This window comes from Bacteroides sp. AR20 (assembly GCF_964250605.1).
In the GTDB taxonomy this organism is placed as follows: Bacteria; Bacteroidota; Bacteroidia; order Bacteroidales; family Bacteroidaceae; genus Bacteroides; species Bacteroides uniformis.
On sequence record NZ_CAXUGK010000002.1, the window covers coordinates 251,472 to 272,094 of the forward strand.

Here is a 20,623-nt window from a genome sequence, read left to right on the forward strand (position 1 = left end):
ATAGTATGACTGTCATTTATCCATCCCCCATATTCGGTCCCGTTCATTCCCGCCGTCTGGGAGTATCTTTGGGAATAAATTTATTGCCGGCAGACGGCAAAGTATGCACCTTCGACTGTATTTACTGTGAATGTGGTTTCAATGCCGACCATCGTCCCAAACAGCCGTTGCCTACGCGCGAAGAAGTCCGTTCGGCCCTTGAAGCCCGTCTGCGGGACATGCAGCAAAACGGACCTACACCGGATGTACTGACTTTTGCCGGTAATGGAGAACCGACGGCACATCCCCGTTTCCCTGAAATCATAGAAGATACACTTGCCTTGCGCGACAAGTATTTTCCGAATGCAAAGGTGAGCGTACTGAGCAATTCTACCTTTATTCATCGTCCTGCCGTATTCGAGGCTTTGAACAAGATTGACAACAACATCCTTAAACTGGATACGGTGGATGAAGAGTATATCCGTGTACTTGACCGTCCTACCGGACATTACTCCATCCGGGAGATTATAGAAGGGATGAAAGCGTTCAAAGGGAACTGCATTATCCAGACCATGTTTCTCAAAGGAAGTTATAAAGGACAAGATATGGATAATACATCCGATAAATTTGTTCTTCCCTGGCTGGAAGCTGTCAAGGAGATTGCTCCCCGCCAAGTGATGATTTATACCATCGACCGCGAAACGCCCGACCATGATTTGCAGAAGGCCACCCGCGAGGAACTGGATCGCATTGCGGAACGGATACGGGAAACGGGTATATCGGTAAGTGTTTCTTATTAATAATATACTTATGAAATCAATAGCAATTAAAGATTTAAGCGAGAACTTCTTCGAAGTGATAGGCAAAGAGTGGATGCTGGTTACGGCAGGCAGTAAAGAACATTTCAACACCATGACTGCCAGTTGGGGAGGTATTGGCTGGCTTTGGAACAAGCCGGTGGTGTTTGTCTTTATTCGTTCCGAACGCTATACGTATGAGTTTATGGAGGAGAACGAATATTTCACCCTTTCTTTTTTAGGAAAGGAAAACCGGAGCATTTACAACCTTTGTGGCAGTAAATCGGGTAGGGAAGTGGATAAGGTAAAGGAAACTGGTCTGAATCCTATCGTTACCGAGCGGGGAAACATTCTCTTTGAGCAGGACCGCCTGGGATTGGAGTGCCGCAAGCTTTTCATTACCGATATGAAAGAAGAACTCTTTCTCGACCATTCCGTCTACGAGCGTTGGTATGGCGGTGACCACGGTGGATTGCACCGGGTTTATGTAGCCGAGATTGTAGATGCCTGGGTAAAGGAATAGCTCCTTTACCACAGTTTCAAGTCATATTCGGCTTCCACCTTCTCTTCTATTTCATCCGGAAGGGCGGGGAAGAAGTCGATACCTGTAATACGTTCCACTTCGTCCACTGTATTGACGTAGCTGTCCAACGGATGATTCCCTGATGCATTCTTATAAATGAAGCCGATGGCTTTGGGAGGATTGCTGTCTGCACACAGAACGACCTTGAAGAATGCTTCGGGCACTGTAATTTTGTGCTTCTTACCAATGGTGCGGTGACGTTGGTCATAGAGAATAGGACCGCATACAATGTATATCTTGCCTTCTTCTTGTGCCCAACGGCGGCATGACTCTTCCAGTTCTTTCCAGTCGCCACGGTTTAGATTGTGGTTCTGCGGGCAAATGTTTGTCGTGTAGAAGCTCTCTTGCATGGCTTTCCAGTGCCAGCGGTTGTCACCGGCCGGACACATATGTCCGCGGTCCATGCCGGCTCCTTTGTAGTCATCGGTGGTTACTGCCTCGTGCTCAGGCAGGTCGGGGTCGGGCAGGAACTTGTCTGTACGGCTTTCACGCTCCACCAGTTTTTCGGGAGTGAGTTCCCAGGCTACCCAGTTGGGTATCTTTAAATCTTTGTTGTAGGATACTGTGTAGCCTTTCCGCTGGAGAATCTGTTCGGAGACGTTCTTCAGCTTTGCCGGTATTTCAAGGCGTGTGCCTGCCGTGAGTTCTATTTTGGCAGGCGTAGAACTCTTTTGCCTGGCATCCGAAAGTATCTTTGCAACGGGTTCATAGGCAAGGCAGACCGCACATATAAACAATATAAGATAATAGACGCCTTGCGATTGTTTCTTTTTTTTTCGTGCCATGCCGGGATTAGTGTTGGATAATCATTTTGGCCCTTTCCAGTGCCACATTTATGTTCGGACAGATATTTTCTTCGCCCAACAGCTCATAGAAGCCCGATTTTTCCAGTACCTTATGTACCTTTTCATTGACACCGGAGAGCACAATGGTTATTTTTTCCTTTTGGGACATCTCACAAAGGCTTGTCAAGTTGTGGATACCGGTAGAATCGATGAACGGAACTTTACGCATGCGGATGATGCGCACTTTGGGGCGGTCGCCCAGCCGCGCCATGATTTCTTCGAATTTGGTGGCGATGCCGAAGAAGTAAGGACCGTTTATTTCATATACTTCCACATCCTCGGGGATTATCAGGTGCTCGTCATTGCTTGCAATGTCCGATTCTGCATTCGGGTCTATTTCATCTTTGATGACGGATATTTCGGTAGTCTCCATGACGCGGCGCATAAACAGCACGCAGGCAATCACCAGACCTACTTCAATGGCAATAGTCAGGTCGAAGATGACGGTCAGGAAGAAAGTAATCAGCAGTACCGTGACATCCGATTTAGGATTCTTCAATAATGCCTTGAACGTACGCCAACCACTCATGTTATAGGATACTATGACCAGTACACCCGCCAGGCAAGCCATTGGGATATACTGTGCCAGCGGCATGAGGAACAGTAGGATAAGCAGCAATACCACTGCATGCACCATGCCTGCTACGGGAGTTTTTCCTCCGTTGTTGATGTTTGCCATGGTACGCGCGATGGCTCCGGTGGCAGGGATACCGCCAAACAGCGGGGTAGCCATGTTGGCAACACCTTGTGCTATCAGTTCCGTGTTGGAATCGTGTTTGTCGCCTATCACACCATCGGCCACGGTGGCAGACAGCAAAGATTCGATGGCACCCAGTACAGCGATTGTAATGGCTACGGGGAACAAGTTCTTTATCGCTTCCCAATCCAGGGCAGGCATCACGGCATCCGGCAGTTCGGCACGGATGCTGAAACGGTCGCCGATGGTATCGATACAATCAATGCCTCCATATACTTTCATCAGCCAGACTGCCACTGTCACCACGATGATGGCAATAAGTGACCCCGGAATCTTCTTCGAGAACCGCGGTGTAATGGCAATGATGAAGATGCTGACAATACTTACAATCGTGTTCCACCAGTTTACGGTATCGAAATGTCGGAAATAAATCATCCATTTTCCTACAAAGTCTCCCGGAACTTTCTCTCCTCCGAACGTCAGCCCGAAAATGTCGGCAATCTGCGTAGTGAAGATGGTGACGGCAATACCGCTTGTAAAACCTACGATGATGGGATAGGGGATAAACTTAATGACAGCTCCCAGCTTGAAAACTCCCAGCAGGATAAGCAGTACGCCTGCCATCAGTGTGGCGACAATAAGCCCCGATTCACCGTATTGCTGGATGATGCCATAGATAATGACGATGAACGCACCGGTCGGTCCTCCAATCTGTACCTTGCTCCCACCCATCAGGGAGATGATGAAACCGGCTATGATAGCCGTAATGATACCTTTCTCCGGTGATACGCCGGAGGCGATACCGAATGCAATGGCAAGCGGGAGGGCAACGATACCTACAATGATACCTGCCATCAGGTCTGCCATGAACAGTTCTTTAGAGTAATTTTTTAAAGCCGTGTATAGCTTTGGTCTGAATCCGAACGCTTTCATTATAATCTACTTTTTTATACGTTTTTTTATACAGAATGTAATGTATATATTGCAAATTGCCTGCAAAAGTAGATAAAATAATGGATATTAGTGAACACAACTGTGATGTATTTTGTTTTCCTTATCAGATATGTGCTATTAATTATGTCTGAAATGCCTCTTCGGGTTATCGGTGAAGATAGATTCTTTCTATAAGACGATAAATAAATCCGATGGGGAAGAGGTGTGATTATTCCAAATTAAATTCGTAATTTTGTGTTGTTTATAAACAGTACGAACGACATTTATACGTAATTATATTAACTAATAAAAAAAGAGACTATGGCTAAAAGTGTTAAAGGAACTCAGACTGAGAAGAATCTGCTGACTTCATTCGCTGGTGAATCACAAGCAAGAATGCGTTACACTTATTTTGCAAGTGTAGCCAAGAAAGAAGGTTACGAACAAATCGCCGCTATTTTCACAGAAACGGCTGACCAGGAAAAGGAACACGCTAAACGTATGTTCAAGTGGCTGGAAGGCGGTATGGTGGAAATCACCGCTTCTTATCCTGCAGGTGTTATCGGCACTACCCTGGAAAATCTTCAGGAAGCTGCTGCCGGCGAACACGAAGAATGGTCATTGGATTATCCTAAGTTTGCTGATATTGCAGACGAAGAAGGTTTCCCCGAAATCGCTCTTATGTACCGTAACATCGCCATTGCCGAAAAGGGACACGAAGAACGTTATCGCGCTTTTATCCAGAATATAGAGACTGCCAGCGTATTTGCCAAGGAAGGCGAAGTGGTATGGCAGTGCCGCAACTGTGGTTTCATCTACACCGGTAAGGAAGCTCCTCAGGTATGTCCGGCTTGCTTGCATCCGCAGGCTTATTTCGAAGTAAAGAAGTCAAACTATTGATGATAATTTCCTCATAGAGAGAACAAAGTCCCGCAGAGCGAAAGCAAGCTCTGCGGGGCTTTTTGTTTGCTGTGACAGTCATATAGCTTGTAATTGCTGCACATTTGCTGCAGCGTCACTGCAAACAAATTGCAGTGCGACTGCAAAACTGTTGCAGTGCTGCTGCAAACCGGTATGCAGTGACGCTGCAAAAAGTATGCAGTCGTTTTGCAGTGGCTGTACAGTACGACAGCAAGCTGTGTATGGCGATGCTGCAGCGGGCAGAGAAGGATTAATAGCCGGTTGTTGGCGATGTAGGGGGATTAATGGTTGCTTGGAACACTATTGAAAGTGCTTCATAACTGTTGGCAGCATCGGTTATTTCAAGCAGTTTCTCCCAGTTGGCTACCGGTTCCGTCTTGTGGTTGATGCGTTTTTCGGCTTTTATTCTTAATGTTCCGTCTTCAGTGGTGGCTTGGACAATGAAAGCGCCGCAGTCGTTTTCTACTTTTACGTTCAGTCTTTCCAGGCCTTCGGGAGAAATTCGATAACCTTCCGGCAGATTGACTGTGATGTCCCATTGGTAACAACGGGGCATCTCCCAATAAATGTCCTCCTTGCGCAGGCGTTGTTCGCCTTTCAGCTCTGGCTGTGATCCTATCAACCGACCTACGGAGAGAACAAAGTTTGTACCCGCTTTCTTTACGTATCCGTCCAGTACATAGTCCACTTGATAGGCAAGTGCCGCACTGTCTGCCCGGTTTCCGATGCTGAAAAGCTGGTAGCCGAGGAGTGTTTCCAGTCCTTCTTCCGAGCCATGATAACCGATGATTTCATTACGGTAACGCTCTTTCTCCTGCTCCCGTTCACGGCGGTAACTTTCGCGCAGGTCGGCATGGAATTTTTCTTTGGTTTCGTCGTAGATGGTGGCTGTAATACCCAGTTGGCGACGAACGGAGTTGTAAAGGTCCTCGTCCATAATGAGGTAGGGTTGGAAGTGTTCTTTCAGAGCACCGCTCATCTCTTCCCGGCGGCTGATGTGGAGAGTGGTGCCGCTTATAGAAGCGTTTATGGTAGCCATATCCCGGTTGTCTTGGGGGGTGGTGGAGGGAAGGGTAAGGCATGTGTTGTCTTCCAGTATGGCTTCTTCGCCTTGCAGGCTGGCAGGCACTTCACCGGGAACAGCATAGCAGGCCGGTGGAGTATAGCATTTTCCGTTGGATTCCAGATAGATAAACCAAGTGGTATTGCTGTAGTTGATGAGCTGGTCCAGAGGCTCCCGAGTATCTTTGGTCGTGATTCCTGTCCGGTGGGGAATACCTGCTTTTTCCAGAAGTTCGTGCATCAGCAGGATGAAACTGGCGGGAGTATAGTCTGCACCGTTTTCCATATACCGGTAATAGCAGTATTGGTAGAGGTAGTCCATCAGTTTCTTATCGCTCCATCCTTCGGCTTGACGGGCTTTGAGGGCTTTGGATATTTCGCCTTTCCGTCCGCTGCGCAGACCGGACCAGTTGGTGCCGGGAGCCTTCATGGAGGCACGTGTGTCATCTGTCATCAGTTTTGGATTGGGGTTGGCATATAGTCCCGGCTTGCGGGCGCTGGGTGGCATCCAGGCATAGGGTGTCTTGCTGTTGTAGATGTACATCAGAATCATGGGCGTTTGCCGGGCACTGTTGTACCAGAAGTCGGGAATGACACGTCCGGAGTCTCCGGTATGCAAGTCGAGGATATGGTTTCCTTCGGTATCGGTGCTATGGTCGAAGTCCCTTGCTCCGTTCAGGCAACGGTAGAAAGTGCTCAGCTTCGGGTCTATCTCGCAATGGACGGAATAGGCAAGCAGAGGATAGCTGTCCATAAAGTAAAAACCGAAAGGTTCGGGATTCTGGTTGTTCAGTATGGTGTATCGTACGAAGAACAAGTCGATGATGTCTCCGATTTCCAGTCCGGGTACGGCCAGCTTGTTCCATTTCTCTTGGATGTTGCGGCTACGTGGGTGGCCGCCTTCATCGGTTTCCATGTACTCCTGCGGGTCTGTTTCCTGAATTGTTCCGTCCGGTTTGATGATGCGCACACCCAGTATACGCTGTTGTTCATTACGGGTGTAGCGTTCTTTTTCCTGGGAAAGGAAGCTGAACTGTGACATCTCTTCCAGTGCACTTTGGCTGTTGATGTATACCATTTGGCGGTAGATGCTGCGGCAGGTTATCTGTTGTTTGGTCAATCCCATTCCCCACCAGTCCAACTTGGTTTTCCGGGTTACCTCCAGACGGCTGTGTACGGCAAGGATAACGGCGGGTTCGTTTCTGTATTTCTCGGGTACAGTCATATTTTTAAAGTCGGGCAGGTTCAGCGACCATACTTCATTGCGCACTTCGCTTACGAGCGCAGCATATTTGTCTTCTTCCTTTTGGGCATTCAGTCCCGAAGTGGCAAGTAACATCAGCAGCAGTAGGAAAAAACGTGTTGTTTTCATGGTGATGGCGTTTTATGTTCAATTATTTGTTTAAAGGGTGCTTTGCCGGATTACTATCTGTTCGTTGCAGGCTTTTTTCCATTGTCGCAGGGCATCATTCCAAGCAGGGATAAGAGCAAGTGGAATACGTTTTCTGCGTATCTCCATCACTTTTCGGAAGTGGATATATCCTGCTCCGGCGCGGTAGGAGCAACTGAGGATGCCCTGATTCGTTTCAATGTGAAAGTCTGCAGGCAAATAAGACACGGCATATCCTTGTGGAATATCAATCGTTACCTCGCGTATAATACGGCATCTCCACGGCAGTAGGTAATCCTGCTTGCGGCGGGTGGTGTCAATGGGCTGGTGGAAGAAATCTTCGTGCGGGTCTGCTTCGAGGCAGTACTCTCCATCGGCCGATTGTACGGCAGCGGTATTGTTTATCTGATTGTTTAGCAGGTCTGTCTGCTTCTCCTTGGGGGTGTCATGGTAGAGACTGAGCAGGTATTCCTTGTATTCGCCCGTACTTACGCGGATGGCGGTGCCTTTCAGGGTAGGGGGATTGCTGTCCGTCATCAAGCGATAGTGATAATTGAGACTGTCCGTAGAGGTAGAGGCATCCTGCTGGGGAAGAGTCAGTATCAGGCAGCTGTCTCCGTTTTCTACCAGTGCTTTTCGGCCTTGTATACCTTGGGGGATGTCTTCGGGCGGTAGGTATCGGTAGGTGGCATCCAGGCAATATCTTTTCCCTTGATGGAAAAGAAGGCAGAAGGCATGGTTGATGGCAGCCAGTGTCGGCACTTCGTCGGGAGAACTGGCGATGTCGTCCGTACCGATATAGGCCATTCGGGCATCGAATCCTTGGGCTTTCAGCAATGTGCGCAGCAGGAGTGCCATTCCCTTGCAGTCGCCGTAACGCTTGCGCAGCACTTCGGCAGGCCGGTCGGGCCGATGTCCTGCCAATCCGTTTTCAAAGGCGATGTAGCGTATGTTCTGCTGTACGTAGGCATAGGTGCGGCGTATCTTCTCCAGTTCATCGGTGCATCCGGCAGTAATTTCATCCGTCAGCATTTCGGCTTGGGGGAGAGTGCAGTCCACCTCGGCCAGTCCGTTCAGCCAGCGGTACATGGCCTGTACATCGGCAAAGGGACCGGTCACCAGCAGATGGGGATAGAGGCAGTTGTCTGCGGGAGCAGCTTCTTCCTTTCGGGTGGCAGGCACTCCTTTTAAGGTGTAGACAAAAAGGGAATCCCCTTCCTTATTCACGCTCTTTTCACACCGGATGCCGGGACCGAAGTTCTTCTCCACCAACCGGAAACGGGACAGTGCGGCAGGAATGGTGACGGTGATACGTTTCTTGCGGATGAAGTATTCCTCCGGAAAGTAGATGCGTGTAAAGTAGCGCAGGTCATGGAAGGTACGGCTGAACTGTACGGCCGCCTTTTTCCCCTGCCGGCTTAGGGAGAGGTTGAAGTAGCAGATGCGGGTATCGTCGAAGAATACATTTTCCGGTGTGGCATGGCGGTGGATGGCTTTGGGGGCAAGTACTCCCTTGGCTTTGGCTTCGTCCAGGGAGATGAATTCGCCATAGAACATATGAGGTTGTACGGTAGCTCCCATCCGCAAGGCTTCATATTCGGTCTTTCGGGTGTTTTGTACGATGGGGTTGTTTCCCGGGCCTTCTTTAAAAACATAGCTGTCTTCACAGCAGTTGATGATGATATTGTCGTCCATCGTCTGACTGTAGAGACAGCTTGAGAAAATATACAAAAAAATGAAAGAGAAATATTGTTTCCTCATGATGGAGAGGATTTATGTTTATTTCTTGGCGTGCGGATAGTCTATCGTGTAATGCAGTCCGCGGCTTTCCTTGCGTTCCATGGCTTGCTTTGTTATCAGGTATCCTACGTTTATCATGTTGCGCAGTTCGCACAGCTCTCGGGTAGCCTTGCTACGCTTGAAGAGTGCTTCTGTCTCCTCGTAAAGGATGTCCAGGCGGTTCCATGCACGTGTCAACCGGGTATTGCTGCGGACAATGCCTACGTATGCCTCCATAATCTGGTTCACTTCCTTCATGCTTTGTGTGATGAGGACACGTTCTTCGGTGGAGATGGTACCTTCGTCGTTCCATTCGGGAATGTCTTCGTTGAAGTCATAACGTTCCAGTACGCTCAGCGCGTGTTTGGCTGCCGCGTCGGCATAAACCACGGCTTCAATCAGTGAGTTGCTTGCCAGACGGTTGCCGCCATGCAGTCCGGTGCACGAACATTCGCCGATGGCGTACAGGCGGCGGATGCTGCTCTGTCCGTCCAAATCCACCTTGATGCCACCGCAGAGATAATGGGCGGCGGGGGCTACCGGTATGTATTCCTTTGTAATGTCTATACCGATGCTGAGGCATTTCTTGTATATGTTAGGGAAGTGCTTCTTGGTTTCTTCGGGGTCTTTGTGGGTGACGTCCAGATACACATGGTCCTCACCGCGCTGTTTCATTTCGTTGTCGATGGCACGCGCCACAATGTCACGCGGGGCCAGTGAGAGTCGCGGGTCGTACTTCTGCATGAATTCTTTTCCGTCTTTGGTACGCAGCACGCCGCCATAACCGCGCATGGCTTCGGTGATGAGGAACGAGGGGCGGTCTCCCGGATGGAAAAGGGCTGTGGGATGGAACTGGATGAATTCCATGTCTTTCACTGCTCCCTTGGCACGGTAGACCATGGCAATGCCGTCTCCCGTGGCCACCAGCGGGTTGGTGGTATGGCGGTAAACGGCTTCGCAACCGCCCGTTGCCATGATGGTGACTTTGGAAAGGAAGGTATCCACCTCGCCCGTCGCTTCGTTCAGCACATAGGCACCGTAGCACTTGATGCCGGGGGTGTGGCGGGTAACGATGATTCCCTGGTGATGCTGGGTAATGATTTCCACAGCGTAATGGTCGGTCAGTACGGTGATGTTGGGGTGTTGCTTCACAGCTTCAATGAGGCTGGTCTGTATCTCTGCACCCGTATTGTCCTTATGGTGGAGGATGCGGAATTCGGAGTGGCCGCCTTCTTTGTGCAGGTCAAACTCTCCGTCCTCCTTTTTGTCGAAGTTCACTCCCCATTTGATAAGCTCCTTGATTTGTTCGGGGGCATTGCGCACCACCTTCTCTACAGCTTCACGGTCGCTTATCCAGTCACCCGCAATCATGGTATCTTCGATATGCTTTTCAAAATTGTCTACGGCCAGATTGGTGACAGAGGCGATACCTCCTTGTGCAAAATAAGTGTTTGCCTCTTCCAAACCTGCCTTACAAATGAGGGCTACTGTTCCTTTATGCGCTACTTTCAGCGCAAAACTCATACCGGCAAGTCCGGAGCCGATAACGAGAAAATCGAACTTTCTTACCATAGGTTTTGTGTATTAAACGCCGCAAAGATAGTGTAAACCAAACGTAGAGCAAAATAAGCGGGCTTATTTTTATTTGTTATGTAAGGTATTGTTTCAATACTTCATCCAGGGATTTTTCTTTGGGCAATTCCATGTTCTTGCGCATGCGCGAACGGACTACGTTTACACTATTCCGGTTGATTCCCATGATAAGGGCTATTTCGTCGGTACTTTGGTTCATGCAGATGAGCATGGCCAGCAATTCTTCGTTGCGGGTCAGTTGAGGATAACTTTCGCGGAGCTTGGGCAGATAAGAAGGATGTATGGTGGCAAACGACCGGCGGAATGTGTTCTCATCTTCCCTGCTGAGCAGGCTTTGCACGGTGAGCTGGCGAATGGAGTTGAGGTTATTGGTAGCCATGGCCCGTTCTATTTCTTCCGTCAGTTGTTCGTTGCGGCGGTTCAGGTCTTGCTGCCGGGTAATGAGGGTCTGTATTTCCCGTTTGTTGTTTTCTATAAGCTGGTGGTTGGCCTTCCTTCGGATGATGAAATAGGCTGTAGTGGTGATAAGTAGCAACAGTAATGTAATGGAGATGCAGATGTTGTAGAACAACTGCTGTTGCTGCCATTGCACTTGTGCCGAGAGCAGTTTGTTTTCTTTCTCTTTTTGGTTGGCATCAAACCGGATGTTGGCTGCTGCCACAGCACGTTTCTTTTCGTTATTGTCCAGAGAATCGGCAAACTGTCGGTTACGGATGTAGCAACGAGCAAAATCGTCGTTCATGCCTTTGGCCAGATAGTAATCCATTAATATCTCGTTGGCATCGCGGCCTTCCATGAACTTCATGTTGATGAGGTCTTGTGCAGCCCGGTCTATCAGGCGTATGCCGTTTTGTTCCTTCCCGGTTTGCAGTAAGGCCCGGCCTAGGTGGAGGTTGAGTTGGTATTTGGCCCATTGGGGCATCCGCACGGTATCGGGACAGATGCTAAGGGCAAGTTGCAGTGCTTTTTCCAAAGAGTCGGGATAGTCCAGATAACTGTTTACCGTTTCTACTTTGTTTACGAATACGCCCTTAAAGCTGTTTTGTATCATTGACAACTTTTCTCCCAGCCTGAGGTAGTGGAATACAGAGTCCTTTTGATTCATGTTACGAAAGATCTGGGCACGGTAGCGGTACAAGTCTCCCAGTCCGAAGCTGTCTTTCAGCATGGAGTAGTATTGGGCTTTTTTGTTCATTTCCAGGGCCTGGTCGTACATACCCAGTTCGGCGTAGAGATTAGCTTGTTCTCCGTAGGCAATCACTACATTTCCAGGTGCTATGCTGTCGTTGTAAGTGGCTATGGCCTCTTGGTTAGTGGCTATAGCTTTCTCGTATTCACCACTGAGGTGGTAATAGATGCCCAACCGTGACATTATCCGCAGCATGTTCGGGAAGTTTCCGCCTTTCCGGTAGACATCTATTGCTTTTTCCAAGATTTGGATGGCTTTGGGTAGATTGTTTCCGGAGTACATGTAGACACCGCTTATGATTTCTGCCTGCCGGATAAAGTCATTGGCACTGGTACAGACCGGTAACTGGAGGTAGTCTTCTGCCAGTCGGACAGCTTCCGGGTTATTGCCATACAGTTGGTTCAGTCCGGCCTTGAAGCTCAGCAATTCGTGTGGGCAATGTTCGCGGATGAGGGGATGGTTTCCAATGCTGTCCATATAGTCGATGCCGTCTTTGTATTGTTTGGTGTTTATGTAATTGTTCCCGCAGGCATTAAATATCTTGCGGGCATAGTAAATCAGGGTATCTGTAGTTCCGTTTTTTTCTGCCGATTCCAGGATTTCGGGCAAGGTCTGTTTGGCAAGATCCAACGTTTGTTGCGCTTTGTTTTCGAGTAGTAAGGCATTGATTTGTTGAAGGACATTGTTCCAATGCCTCACTTCGTCTTGTTCCGAAGAGGTGGAGCGGTTGGTGCAGGCTACAGCTACGAGAATCAGAAGTAAAAATGAAAGTTTTTTGGCATTCATATTTTGTGGACTGTTTGTTTTGTAAGGCAAAGATATAATTTCTTAATTTAAAATTTACAACAATGGACTTGTTTTTTTGTTTCTTGTTAATTATTTGATAATAAATATAATATGAAATTGTATATCAGATTGTATATCGTATTCTTATGGTTAGGTTGTGCATATTTTGCAAATTTGTATCAAAACGATTGTAAATATGTATAATGGTGAAATAAGATACAATGAAAACAAAGAAAACAGTGACACCTTTTAATATGCAGGAGATTGCCAGAGCTTTGCGCGAAATGATTTCGGAAGATTCTCCCAATGCTTCGGAGGCTTTGTTGTCCGGAACTCGTGAGGCTGTATTCCGTGAAATCTTTATTTTTCATTATCCTTCTTTTTTAGAGAAACTTTATCAGTCTATTCCGGAGGTGGATAAGGATGAAGAACTGATATGTATGCTGGTAGCTCTTGGACAGTCTGTAAAGGAGATTGCAGAATTGATTTATTTTTCGCCGGAACGGGTAGAATTGTTATGTGCTTCGGTCTGCCGCAAGCTGAATGTGACGGAAGTTCGAGAAATGGAGATGCTAATGAAGAAGTTGTTATCATAAAAATACGTACCTTAGCGGCAAAAATCAGATAAAATGAATCGAATCTTTCATGCGCGCATTGCTATGGGGCAGTATCTGTTTCTCATCCTGATAGGTATTCTCGCCGTCTATATGCTTTGGTACAAGTCTCCGTTCCTGGCTGCTATTTTCATGCTTTGGCTGGTGGTTATTATCGAGAAGGTGATTCATACCACCTATACCGTAACGCCCGACGGGAAGTTGGTGCTGTCCTTCGGCCGTTTCTCCCGGAGTAAGGAAATTCTGATGAAAGACATCACTTCTGTGGAGCGTGCTTCTTCCATGCAGGTAGGGCGGTTTGCGGTGATGCGCTATGTGCTCGTGAAATATGGCGAGGGCAAGTGTGCAGTGCTTCTTCCCGTCAAGGAGGAGGAGTTTATCCGGTTACTAGAGGAACGGAGAGGGTGAGCAATAGGGTGTGCCCACGTATGCGATTCCGTTTTAATCTGCCGTTATCGGTTCCATGGTAATGTCTCCTGTGTAGCTTTCCGGAGTTGTTTGTATGAACTTTCCCTTTATCTGTTTTTCCGTTTTTGTATATTCACCTGCGAATGTCAGCGTATAGGTAGCTACAAGCTTGCTGTAGTGTAGTGTTCCTTTTATGATGAGCCGACAGTGAGGTTGTATGCTGATGGTGGAAGTACTGCTGTTTGGACCTTTGGCTTTTGTTGTTTCGCTGCCATATTTTATGGTTGCCCCACTTAACAATAGTTCATCTCCAAACATGTAAGGGGTATTGACGAACACATCTTCTTCCCCCATCCATACAAATGCTTCGGGGTCGTTGCTCTGGAAGGTGGTTTCCTGCCATGTGTCTTCGAAGGGGGAGTTTGTGGTGGTGATACTATTGTTTAAATTGTTTTCCATGATGAAGGGCAGGAGCTCTACATCATACGTACTGAATCCATCCCCTTCTTCAAAAGAGTATTGAATATCTTTGAACAGATATTTTTCAGCATCTTTAATTTCGTCTTTATCATAACAGCCGGTCGTGCAGACAATCAGCATGGCGGACAATACGAGGTGGAATAGTTTCTGTTGTTTCATAGCCTTTACTTTTTGTGGGGATGTACATGCAAAGATAAGTTTATTTTTTGAAACTGTTCATAATAAGTACTTTATTTTCCTGATAATATAGTCTTTCCGTAGAGGCAGATTGTTTTTGAATCATAAATAAAGCTTAATTTTAGCTCTTCTGTTTGCAGTTTTTCGGATATGGCAGCGTCCATTATGTAAAAGAGAAACGAATATGAATTTGAATTGCGCCATTTTACATGCAGACCCGGAGATTGCCGGAAGGTTGGAAGAGTATATCGACAAGGTTCCTTTTCTCTCTTTGCACGGAAAGTACGGCAATCCTCTTGAAGCGCTGAAGGATTATTATGAGACAAAAGTGGAAGTTTATTTTATCGGCATCTATCCGGTGGAAGAAGGTGAAATCAACGGAATGGATTTTTGCAGGCTCTTGTCCTCGTCCACTCGTGTCATTTTCATTACAGACACCGACCGCTATGCTGCCGAATGTTTCCGTCTGGATGCGTTGGACTATCTGATGGACGGGCTCAATTTCTCCACGTTTTTCCAGTCTGTCAGCAAAGCGGCACGCTGGTTCTCTTTGCAGGATGCAGGTACGTCCGACTCCAAACACAGGCAAGGTCCGGAAGAGGTTCCGAAGGTGATTTACATGCGGTGTGACAACCGCATCATGCGGCTCGACCTGGAACGGATAAACTATATAGAAGGTATGGGCGATTATGTGAAGATTTTCTGTAAAGATTCCCCTAAGCCTATCTTGAGCCTATGCAGTATGAAGTACATGGAGGAAAAACTTCCGGCGAACGAATTTATCCGCGTGCACCGTTCTTTTATTGTCCGCATGGACTGCATCAGCGCCATCGGGCGCAGCACATTGCTCATCGAGCAGAAGGATGTCCCCATTGGCGATGCTTACCGCGAAAGGGTGAAAGGGTATGTGTCCAGGCTGGCAATGTTGTAATACCCTGTTTTCAGATACTATATACTTTGTTTGTTGGATCTATAGTTCCAGCGTGCTGCATCTATATATGCAACGCGTTGCATATATAGATCCAACAAATGATAATCATTCGGTGTAAAATCCGTGTAATCTGTGGTGAACCGGAACCTTGTATTACTTTAGTTTTGCTCTCGAAATCCTTTCCCCGAACGTCAAGTTCAGATTCAGGCTGAATCGGCTTTCCTGCATCAGATTGCTGCGTGTGTTCAGTTGTTTCCGCCAGGTGGCGCCCAGCGAAAGATAGGAGTACCGGAGATGGGGGAAGCTCGCCCCTACACTGGCTTCCAGATACTGCATCTTCCCGCCTTTCAGGTTGATATAGGAGTTGCCGAAACCTATTCCGCCCATCAGCTCGGTGGAACGTGCCAGACGTGGCTTGGTAATGTAGCTGCCTCCCAGGTTCACTTTGTGCTGGTTCTCGTATTTCATGGAAGTGTAGGAGGAGGAGTTGCGGCTCCAGTCCAGGTAGTTGTAGTCGGCGGTCAGCACCCAGCGTTCGGTGACCATGCTGAGGCCGGTGCCGAGGTGCATGGGCAGATATTGTGTACGGCTGTGGTATCCTTTATCGAGGTTCTCGCTGGTAGATGAGTTGCTGTAAGTCAGTGTATTGTCGTGGCTGATGGGAAGGGAGGGAGCAAATACCAGCCCTGCCGCCCACTTCCGTTGTCCGGTCGCACCCCATTCGTAATGTATGCCGAAGTCCGCATAAAAGGCCTGTTTAGAAGATTCGTACTTTACGACGGCGCTTTCCTGCGTTTCGCTTTGCGTCACTGTGCCCGCTATCATCCCCAGGTTGATGCCGACCGACAGTTGCCTGCTCAGTGCAAAGGCATTGGTGACGTAGCACCGGTATAGTCCGCCCGTACCCTCAAAGAGCGAGTAGGTGTAGTTGCCGGGCATTCCCTCTATCTCTTCTTCGGTCTGGATGACATAGCCCACACTGCTGTATGGTGCTGCACCTACAAGGGCATACCAGCGCGGCAGGACACGGAAGCCCATGCTGATGCGGTTGGGGTTGCCGGTGAAGTTGGAGCTGTGTTCGCTCAGAAAGGAGTAGCGGGCATATGAGGCAGATACACCCACATCGAACGTGAAGCAGGCGGTGTCCATGCGGGTGATGGCTGCGGGGTTCAGCGTGTTCAGAAATCCGGTACGGTTCAGGGCGATGCCCGTGTTGCCCATGCCGGCATAACGTCCGCCGTCACCGGCACTCAGTTCGCCCACTCCGTACATGGAGGTGGGCAGGTTGGTGGTGTTCTGGGCCACGGCGGTGAGGCTTGCCGTACACAGACTGCACAGCAGAAGGGGAATCCGGTAATGGCGTTTCATTGCTCGTTGTATATTTTGAATCTTACGTCTAATCTGCATTGTCTCTCTTGTTCGGGGTCGTTGGTGAAGATGACCTGGTTGAAGGTGGTGGTGCTTTCTTCGTCTGTCAGACTCATCAGCAGTTTCTGCCGCTTGATGCCCGAAGTGCCGTAATTGTTGCGGATGAATTCGGTGAGGTCGAAGGAGTAGTAGGTCTCTTTCCCGTACATCTCGTCGATGGTCAGGTCGCCGGTCTGTACGGTTACGCCGTCACTGCCGTATACGTAGTCCTCCAGCACATTGTTCTCGTCCGTGATATAAAGGCGGATGTCATTGGGAAGCTGGCTCACTTCGTTGTAGCTCCGGGCCAGAGGATAGAGGTAGAGTGTGGCGCTCTCTATGGAGACTATCTGTCCGGCACTTCCGAGGCTGTTGAGGTAGGGGAATTCCAGTTGGTTGTAGTAACCCGTCAATCCCTGCATATAGGCCAGGCAACCCATGTCGTTGGAGTGGACGAGGTTCTCTATTCCGCTTTTCAGGGAAGCAAGGTGGGTGCCGGTGGGGTCGTGCCGGATACCGGTATAGGCATAGTCGGTGTTTACGTTGAAAGTCAGCACTTGTCCGGTACGTTGGTTGGAGACTTCCTGGTAGTGGAGGTTGATGCTCATGGCAGAGTCGTTCACCATGAATCCGGTGATACACTGCCCGTCGTTTTCGGGAACAAAGACCAGTCCGGGGAATTTCTTCTTGAACTTGTCTTGGGTATCGAAGTAGTCATCTTGGGCCACGAGGTCATTCAGCAGTTGTTGTCCCCATGAGTCGGGCAGGCGGACGCTTACTTCCTTCTTCCGCCCCGGGCAGGGGGTGAAGGTAAAGCTGAAGAGTGGGGCATCTTCCGTCGGGAGTACGGTGCTGTTGTAAAGGTCCTCGTCGTTGTCCAGCACGATAGGGCTTTTCAGCCGGTAGATGGAGATGCGCTGTTGCGTCAGGGTATCTCCCCAGAAATGGCCCGAAGGTATCATTCGCAGTACGAGGGAGTCGAGGGTATAGGTATAGTCTGTGTTGGGGGTGAAGTCGGACGTGGAGTATTCGGCATAGTAGGTGGCGGATACTTCTCCCCAGGCGCTGCTCCGGTAATGTCCTAGCTGGCAGATGCTGTCGCCCCGGGTCTCTATGGAGTCTAGCAGGATGGTGCTGATGTCTACCGAGCAGGTGTCTGCGTATACATTATAGAAGGAGCTTTCCACGAGGCTCTTTCCAAGCTGCGAGTTCTCGTCCTGGCAGGCGCAGAAGATAGCGAGGACTGCGAATAAGCTGTACAATGACTTCTTCATTTCTGTTCTTTTAGTTGGCGGCAAAGGAAAGGCAAAACTTTTATATCTTCCTACAAAAATCGGCGTTCGGACGGTTTTTATCGGTAAAGGCGTTTAACGGGAATTTCGGACTGTTCGTCGGTTATTTTTGTCGGTGTGGTTGCGGTGGTTTACTTTTGCGGACAGACAAAAAGGACCTCCCGCAGCTTCTTGTTTTGGAAAGTGGGAAGTATAAAGCTTAATCATTAAAAAAACAATAAACAATGAACAGACTATTGGTAGGAATAATGTTGCTGGCCATCGTGTGCATTGCCGGCAGTTGTACGGACGAGGATGAATACACTCAGGGGCAGTGGATGAAGAAAGCCAGCTATAACGGTGTGTACCGCGCTTATGCCTCCGGCTTCACCATCGGCAATTATGGATATTTGTGTGGCGGCTTCTACGGAGCGAACAAGGATTACCTGAACGACCTTTGGGAGTATGACATGAGCCGGAACAGCTGGACGCAGTGTGCCGACATGCCCGTTGCCGGGCGCAAGGCTGCCGTGGGCTTTGCCGTGAATGGCAAGGGATACATTACGACCGGTTCCGTAAAGGACGGCTCCTCGTCCTACTGTGTAGCAGATACCTGGGAGTATGACCCTGCCACGGATACCTGGACACGGAAAGACGACTTCAAAGGTGGAGTACGCGATGGTGCCCTGGCTTTCAGTATAGGCGGATATGGCTATGTCGGTACGGGCTGCAACAGCGACGCTACCGGCAGCGAGAGTGCCTACAAGATGGACTTCTACCGTTTCAACCCCAATGGCGCCGAAGGTTCGCAATGGGAAGCGGTGAGCGGGTATGGAGGCGAGAAGCGCTACTTCGGTACGGCATTCGTCATCGATGAGGTGGCCTACATCTGTTGCGGGCGAAACAACAGTACCGATCTGGTGGATTTCTGGAAGTTCGACGGAAGCAACTGGACCCAGTTGCGTGACATTGCCGATACGGACTCCGACAATGACTATGACGATGACTACGCCATCACACGGTCCGAAGCCGTATCTTTCGTCATCGGTGGAAGGGGATTTGTGGCTACGGGAATACGTAACAGCACTTCCCTGAGCAGCGACTACTGGCTGTACGACCCTGACAAGGACTTATGGTACGGCGATTCCGATGACGACTTTACCCCCATTACAGATGTACATAATTATCCTTCCGGTGCTTCTTCGCGCAGGGCTGCCGTTGGTTTCTCTACCGGTGAACGTGGTTTTGTGCTGACGGGAACAAGTGGTACCAGCTACTTTGATGATGTGTACGAACTTCTACCCGATGAGGAAGAGGAAGTCTGATTCGCCCCATAACTGAACGGAACTTATGAAGCTGATGTTTATTATGATAAAGATAGGTGTACCGGCTGTGATGGCGGTATGCCTTTCTTGCTGTTCGGGTCATACTGCCGGCGGTGGCAATGAGTTGAAATGCCGGGTGATGGAGGTGGAAGGCGGTTACGGCTACGTGGTGCTGCATGGAGCCGATACCCTGATATATCAACCTTTTATACCTGCTTTGAGCGGTCGCCTGCCATTTGCAACAAAGGTGGAAGCGCTGGCGGCCGGTCGGCTGGTATGCCGTAAGCTTGCCGATGGGCAAGCTCCGGCATTGAGCAGGGAGGAGGTGGAGTCTTGTCTGACAGACACCGGACTCTAATCTTCTAAAGAATCCTTTACTTCGTGATGTATTTCCGAGCAGTCATAAGGGTATCTCTGCATGAATTTACCCTTGAGTACCTTCTTTGTATCGCTACCGGGACGTGAAAGAGTGGCGGTGAATGTCACTTGAAGCCGTTTGTAGTAGATGGTTGAAGTGTATATGTTCCATTTCATACCTACTATGTCTACTTCAAAATGTTTATATCTCAGTTCGTCTTCTTTGTAATACTTGCCTTGGTTGATGAAGAATAACAGTTGTTGTCCCATGATTATTTTTCCGTCTTCTATGTGGTTGGGCAGATAGATGCTACGTTTCTCCGGGTCTATGCTTTTGAAGGTTTCATCAGAGTGCCCATCGGGTATGAATGCGTATTCTGTCCATTTATTGATGAATGGATAGTAGTCATGCTTGTCGGTTGTGTTTCCCAGATTTTCATTTTTATAGGTACTCTTATCAGGTCCTGTTCCGGCTTCTTTCACTCCGTCACCTTCTTCCACGCTGTATTCGATGGACTCTATCTGATAGAAGTTAGTGCACGGTTCTTGGTGTATGATGATTTGTTCCTTGTAGAGTCCCGTTTTCATCTCAAGGTTGATGATGAGGCTACGGGATTCACCTAAGTCAAAGTTGTCTTTAAAGTGCAGGATGAGATGGCTGTCGGTGTCCCGTTCCAAGTCCCACCATTTATAATGCAGGCTTCCCGTACCTTCCAGTTGTGGGAGCTTGTTGCCATCCATCATGAGGTCTCCCCATGGGGTGGTGATGGAGGTTATGCGCCAGTCGCCGCGTGTTAGGTCTATCTGCAGGGTAGAGGCTTCGCCCTTCACGGTAGTTTCCTGAAAGGGCGAGAGGCGGATTTCATCGCTATCATTGCAAGCCGTCAGGCCGCAAAGGAAAAGAGCGAACAAAAGGATGGATTGGAATAAGTCAGTCGTTTTCATGTTGGTTATTATTTGATTATGTCCATTGGACGTGGCATTCTTTGTAAATGCTGCACGACAAAGATAATTATTTCCTCTTTACGCTGTATTCTCCGAAAGAAAGAAGTACTCTTTTTTGCCGGATAATACGGGTTTTATTAACTTGCGCACAAAT

Annotated in this window: 19 protein-coding genes; 9 read left to right on the plus strand and 10 right to left on the minus strand. The window is 48.7% G+C overall.

The features are described 5' to 3' along the window. Positions 1–5: 5 nt before the first annotated feature. Both ACESTD_RS02260 and ACESTD_RS02265 read left to right on the plus strand, forming a co-directional pair. Complete coding sequence (locus tag ACESTD_RS02260; RefSeq protein WP_005833970.1) at positions 6–779, plus strand: radical SAM protein; 774 nt, start codon at positions 6–8, stop codon at positions 777–779. A gap of 10 nt (positions 780–789) precedes the next feature. Next, on the plus strand, positions 790–1,299 hold the full coding sequence (locus ACESTD_RS02265; protein ID WP_009037517.1) for a flavin reductase family protein: 510 nt from the start codon (positions 790–792) through the stop codon (positions 1,297–1,299). Positions 1,300–1,304: 5 nt separating this feature from the next. On the opposite strand, the gene ACESTD_RS02270 is transcribed toward ACESTD_RS02265, so the two are convergent. Further along, a complete protein-coding gene (locus ACESTD_RS02270; protein ID WP_005833972.1) occupies positions 1,305–2,144 on the minus strand; it encodes a DNA/RNA non-specific endonuclease in 840 nt (279 codons plus the stop codon). Between the two features lie 7 nt (positions 2,145–2,151). Further along, on the minus strand, positions 2,152–3,834 hold the full coding sequence (locus tag ACESTD_RS02275) for a SulP family inorganic anion transporter (RefSeq protein ID WP_005825218.1): 1,683 nt from the start codon (positions 3,832–3,834) through the stop codon (positions 2,152–2,154). 321 nt (positions 3,835–4,155) lie between these two features. On the opposite strand from ACESTD_RS02275, the gene rbr reads away from it, so the two are divergent. Together rbr and ACESTD_RS02285 are read left to right on the plus strand one after the other, a co-directional pair. Next, positions 4,156–4,734, plus strand: a complete 579-nt coding sequence (gene rbr / locus ACESTD_RS02280) for a rubrerythrin (RefSeq protein ID WP_005825226.1) — start codon at positions 4,156–4,158, stop codon at positions 4,732–4,734. A gap of 134 nt (positions 4,735–4,868) precedes the next feature. After that, complete coding sequence (locus tag ACESTD_RS02285) at positions 4,869–5,009, plus strand: hypothetical protein (RefSeq protein WP_155517507.1); 141 nt, start codon at positions 4,869–4,871, stop codon at positions 5,007–5,009. On the opposite strand, the gene ACESTD_RS02290 is transcribed toward ACESTD_RS02285, so the two are convergent. From ACESTD_RS02290 to ACESTD_RS02305, 4 genes are all read right to left on the minus strand, one after another. Then, positions 5,006–7,189 carry a DUF3857 domain-containing protein gene (locus ACESTD_RS02290; protein ID WP_005833973.1) on the minus strand — a complete coding sequence of 728 codons (2,184 nt, stop codon included), beginning with the start codon at positions 7,187–7,189 and terminating at the stop codon, positions 5,006–5,008. The two genes, ACESTD_RS02285 and ACESTD_RS02290, sit on opposite strands and share 4 nt — an antisense overlap. A gap of 30 nt (positions 7,190–7,219) precedes the next feature. Continuing rightward, on the minus strand, positions 7,220–8,968 hold the full coding sequence (locus tag ACESTD_RS02295; protein ID WP_195288467.1) for a transglutaminase domain-containing protein: 1,749 nt from the start codon (positions 8,966–8,968) through the stop codon (positions 7,220–7,222). A gap of 18 nt (positions 8,969–8,986) precedes the next feature. After that, positions 8,987–10,558: an L-aspartate oxidase gene (gene nadB, locus ACESTD_RS02300; RefSeq protein WP_005825234.1), complete on the minus strand. Its 1,572-nt coding sequence runs from the start codon at positions 10,556–10,558 to the stop codon at positions 8,987–8,989. 76 nt (positions 10,559–10,634) lie between these two features. Further along, entirely contained in the window at positions 10,635–12,554 is a 1,920-nt protein-coding gene (locus ACESTD_RS02305; protein ID WP_175332415.1) for a tetratricopeptide repeat protein, read from the minus strand. A 221-nt stretch (positions 12,555–12,775) separates the two neighbouring features. On the opposite strand from ACESTD_RS02305, the gene ACESTD_RS02310 reads away from it, so the two are divergent. Beyond that, a complete protein-coding gene (locus ACESTD_RS02310) occupies positions 12,776–13,150 on the plus strand; it encodes a hypothetical protein (RefSeq protein ID WP_044468766.1) in 375 nt (124 codons plus the stop codon). Positions 13,151–13,183: 33 nt separating this feature from the next. Continuing rightward, entirely contained in the window at positions 13,184–13,576 is a 393-nt protein-coding gene (locus ACESTD_RS02315) for a PH domain-containing protein (protein WP_373158605.1), read from the plus strand. Between the two features lie 33 nt (positions 13,577–13,609). On the opposite strand, the gene ACESTD_RS02320 is transcribed toward ACESTD_RS02315, so the two are convergent. Further along, a complete protein-coding gene (locus ACESTD_RS02320; RefSeq protein WP_005833978.1) occupies positions 13,610–14,215 on the minus strand; it encodes a hypothetical protein in 606 nt (201 codons plus the stop codon). Positions 14,216–14,417: 202 nt separating this feature from the next. Between ACESTD_RS02320 and ACESTD_RS02325 the strand changes: the two genes are divergently transcribed. Further along, positions 14,418–15,164 (plus strand): LytTR family DNA-binding domain-containing protein, encoded by a 747-nt coding sequence (locus ACESTD_RS02325; protein ID WP_057256730.1) that lies wholly within the window; start codon positions 14,418–14,420, stop codon positions 15,162–15,164. 153 nt (positions 15,165–15,317) lie between these two features. Here the strand turns inward: ACESTD_RS02325 and ACESTD_RS02330 are convergent, their stop codons facing one another. Together ACESTD_RS02330 and ACESTD_RS02335 are read right to left on the minus strand one after the other, a co-directional pair. Next, positions 15,318–16,532 carry a hypothetical protein gene (locus ACESTD_RS02330; RefSeq protein WP_272195835.1) on the minus strand — a complete coding sequence of 405 codons (1,215 nt, stop codon included), beginning with the start codon at positions 16,530–16,532 and terminating at the stop codon, positions 15,318–15,320. Further along, positions 16,529–17,845: a DUF4270 family protein gene (locus ACESTD_RS02335; RefSeq protein WP_272195836.1), complete on the minus strand. Its 1,317-nt coding sequence runs from the start codon at positions 17,843–17,845 to the stop codon at positions 16,529–16,531. The genes ACESTD_RS02330 and ACESTD_RS02335 overlap by 4 nt, the downstream gene beginning before the upstream one ends. Before the next feature lie 242 nt (positions 17,846–18,087). On the opposite strand from ACESTD_RS02335, the gene ACESTD_RS02340 reads away from it, so the two are divergent. Together ACESTD_RS02340 and ACESTD_RS02345 are read left to right on the plus strand one after the other, a co-directional pair. Further along, the gene (locus ACESTD_RS02340; RefSeq protein WP_005825248.1) at positions 18,088–19,167 is read left to right on the plus strand and encodes a kelch repeat-containing protein; all 1,080 of its coding nucleotides are present in this window, start codon (positions 18,088–18,090) and stop codon (positions 19,165–19,167) included. 25 nt (positions 19,168–19,192) lie between these two features. Next, entirely contained in the window at positions 19,193–19,525 is a 333-nt protein-coding gene (locus tag ACESTD_RS02345; RefSeq protein WP_005825250.1) for a DUF4907 domain-containing protein, read from the plus strand. Here ACESTD_RS02345 and ACESTD_RS02350 read toward each other — a convergent pair. Beyond that, positions 19,522–20,469, minus strand: a complete 948-nt coding sequence (locus ACESTD_RS02350; RefSeq protein WP_061412812.1) for a hypothetical protein — start codon at positions 20,467–20,469, stop codon at positions 19,522–19,524. The two genes, ACESTD_RS02345 and ACESTD_RS02350, sit on opposite strands and share 4 nt — an antisense overlap. Positions 20,470–20,623 lie beyond the last annotated feature (154 nt).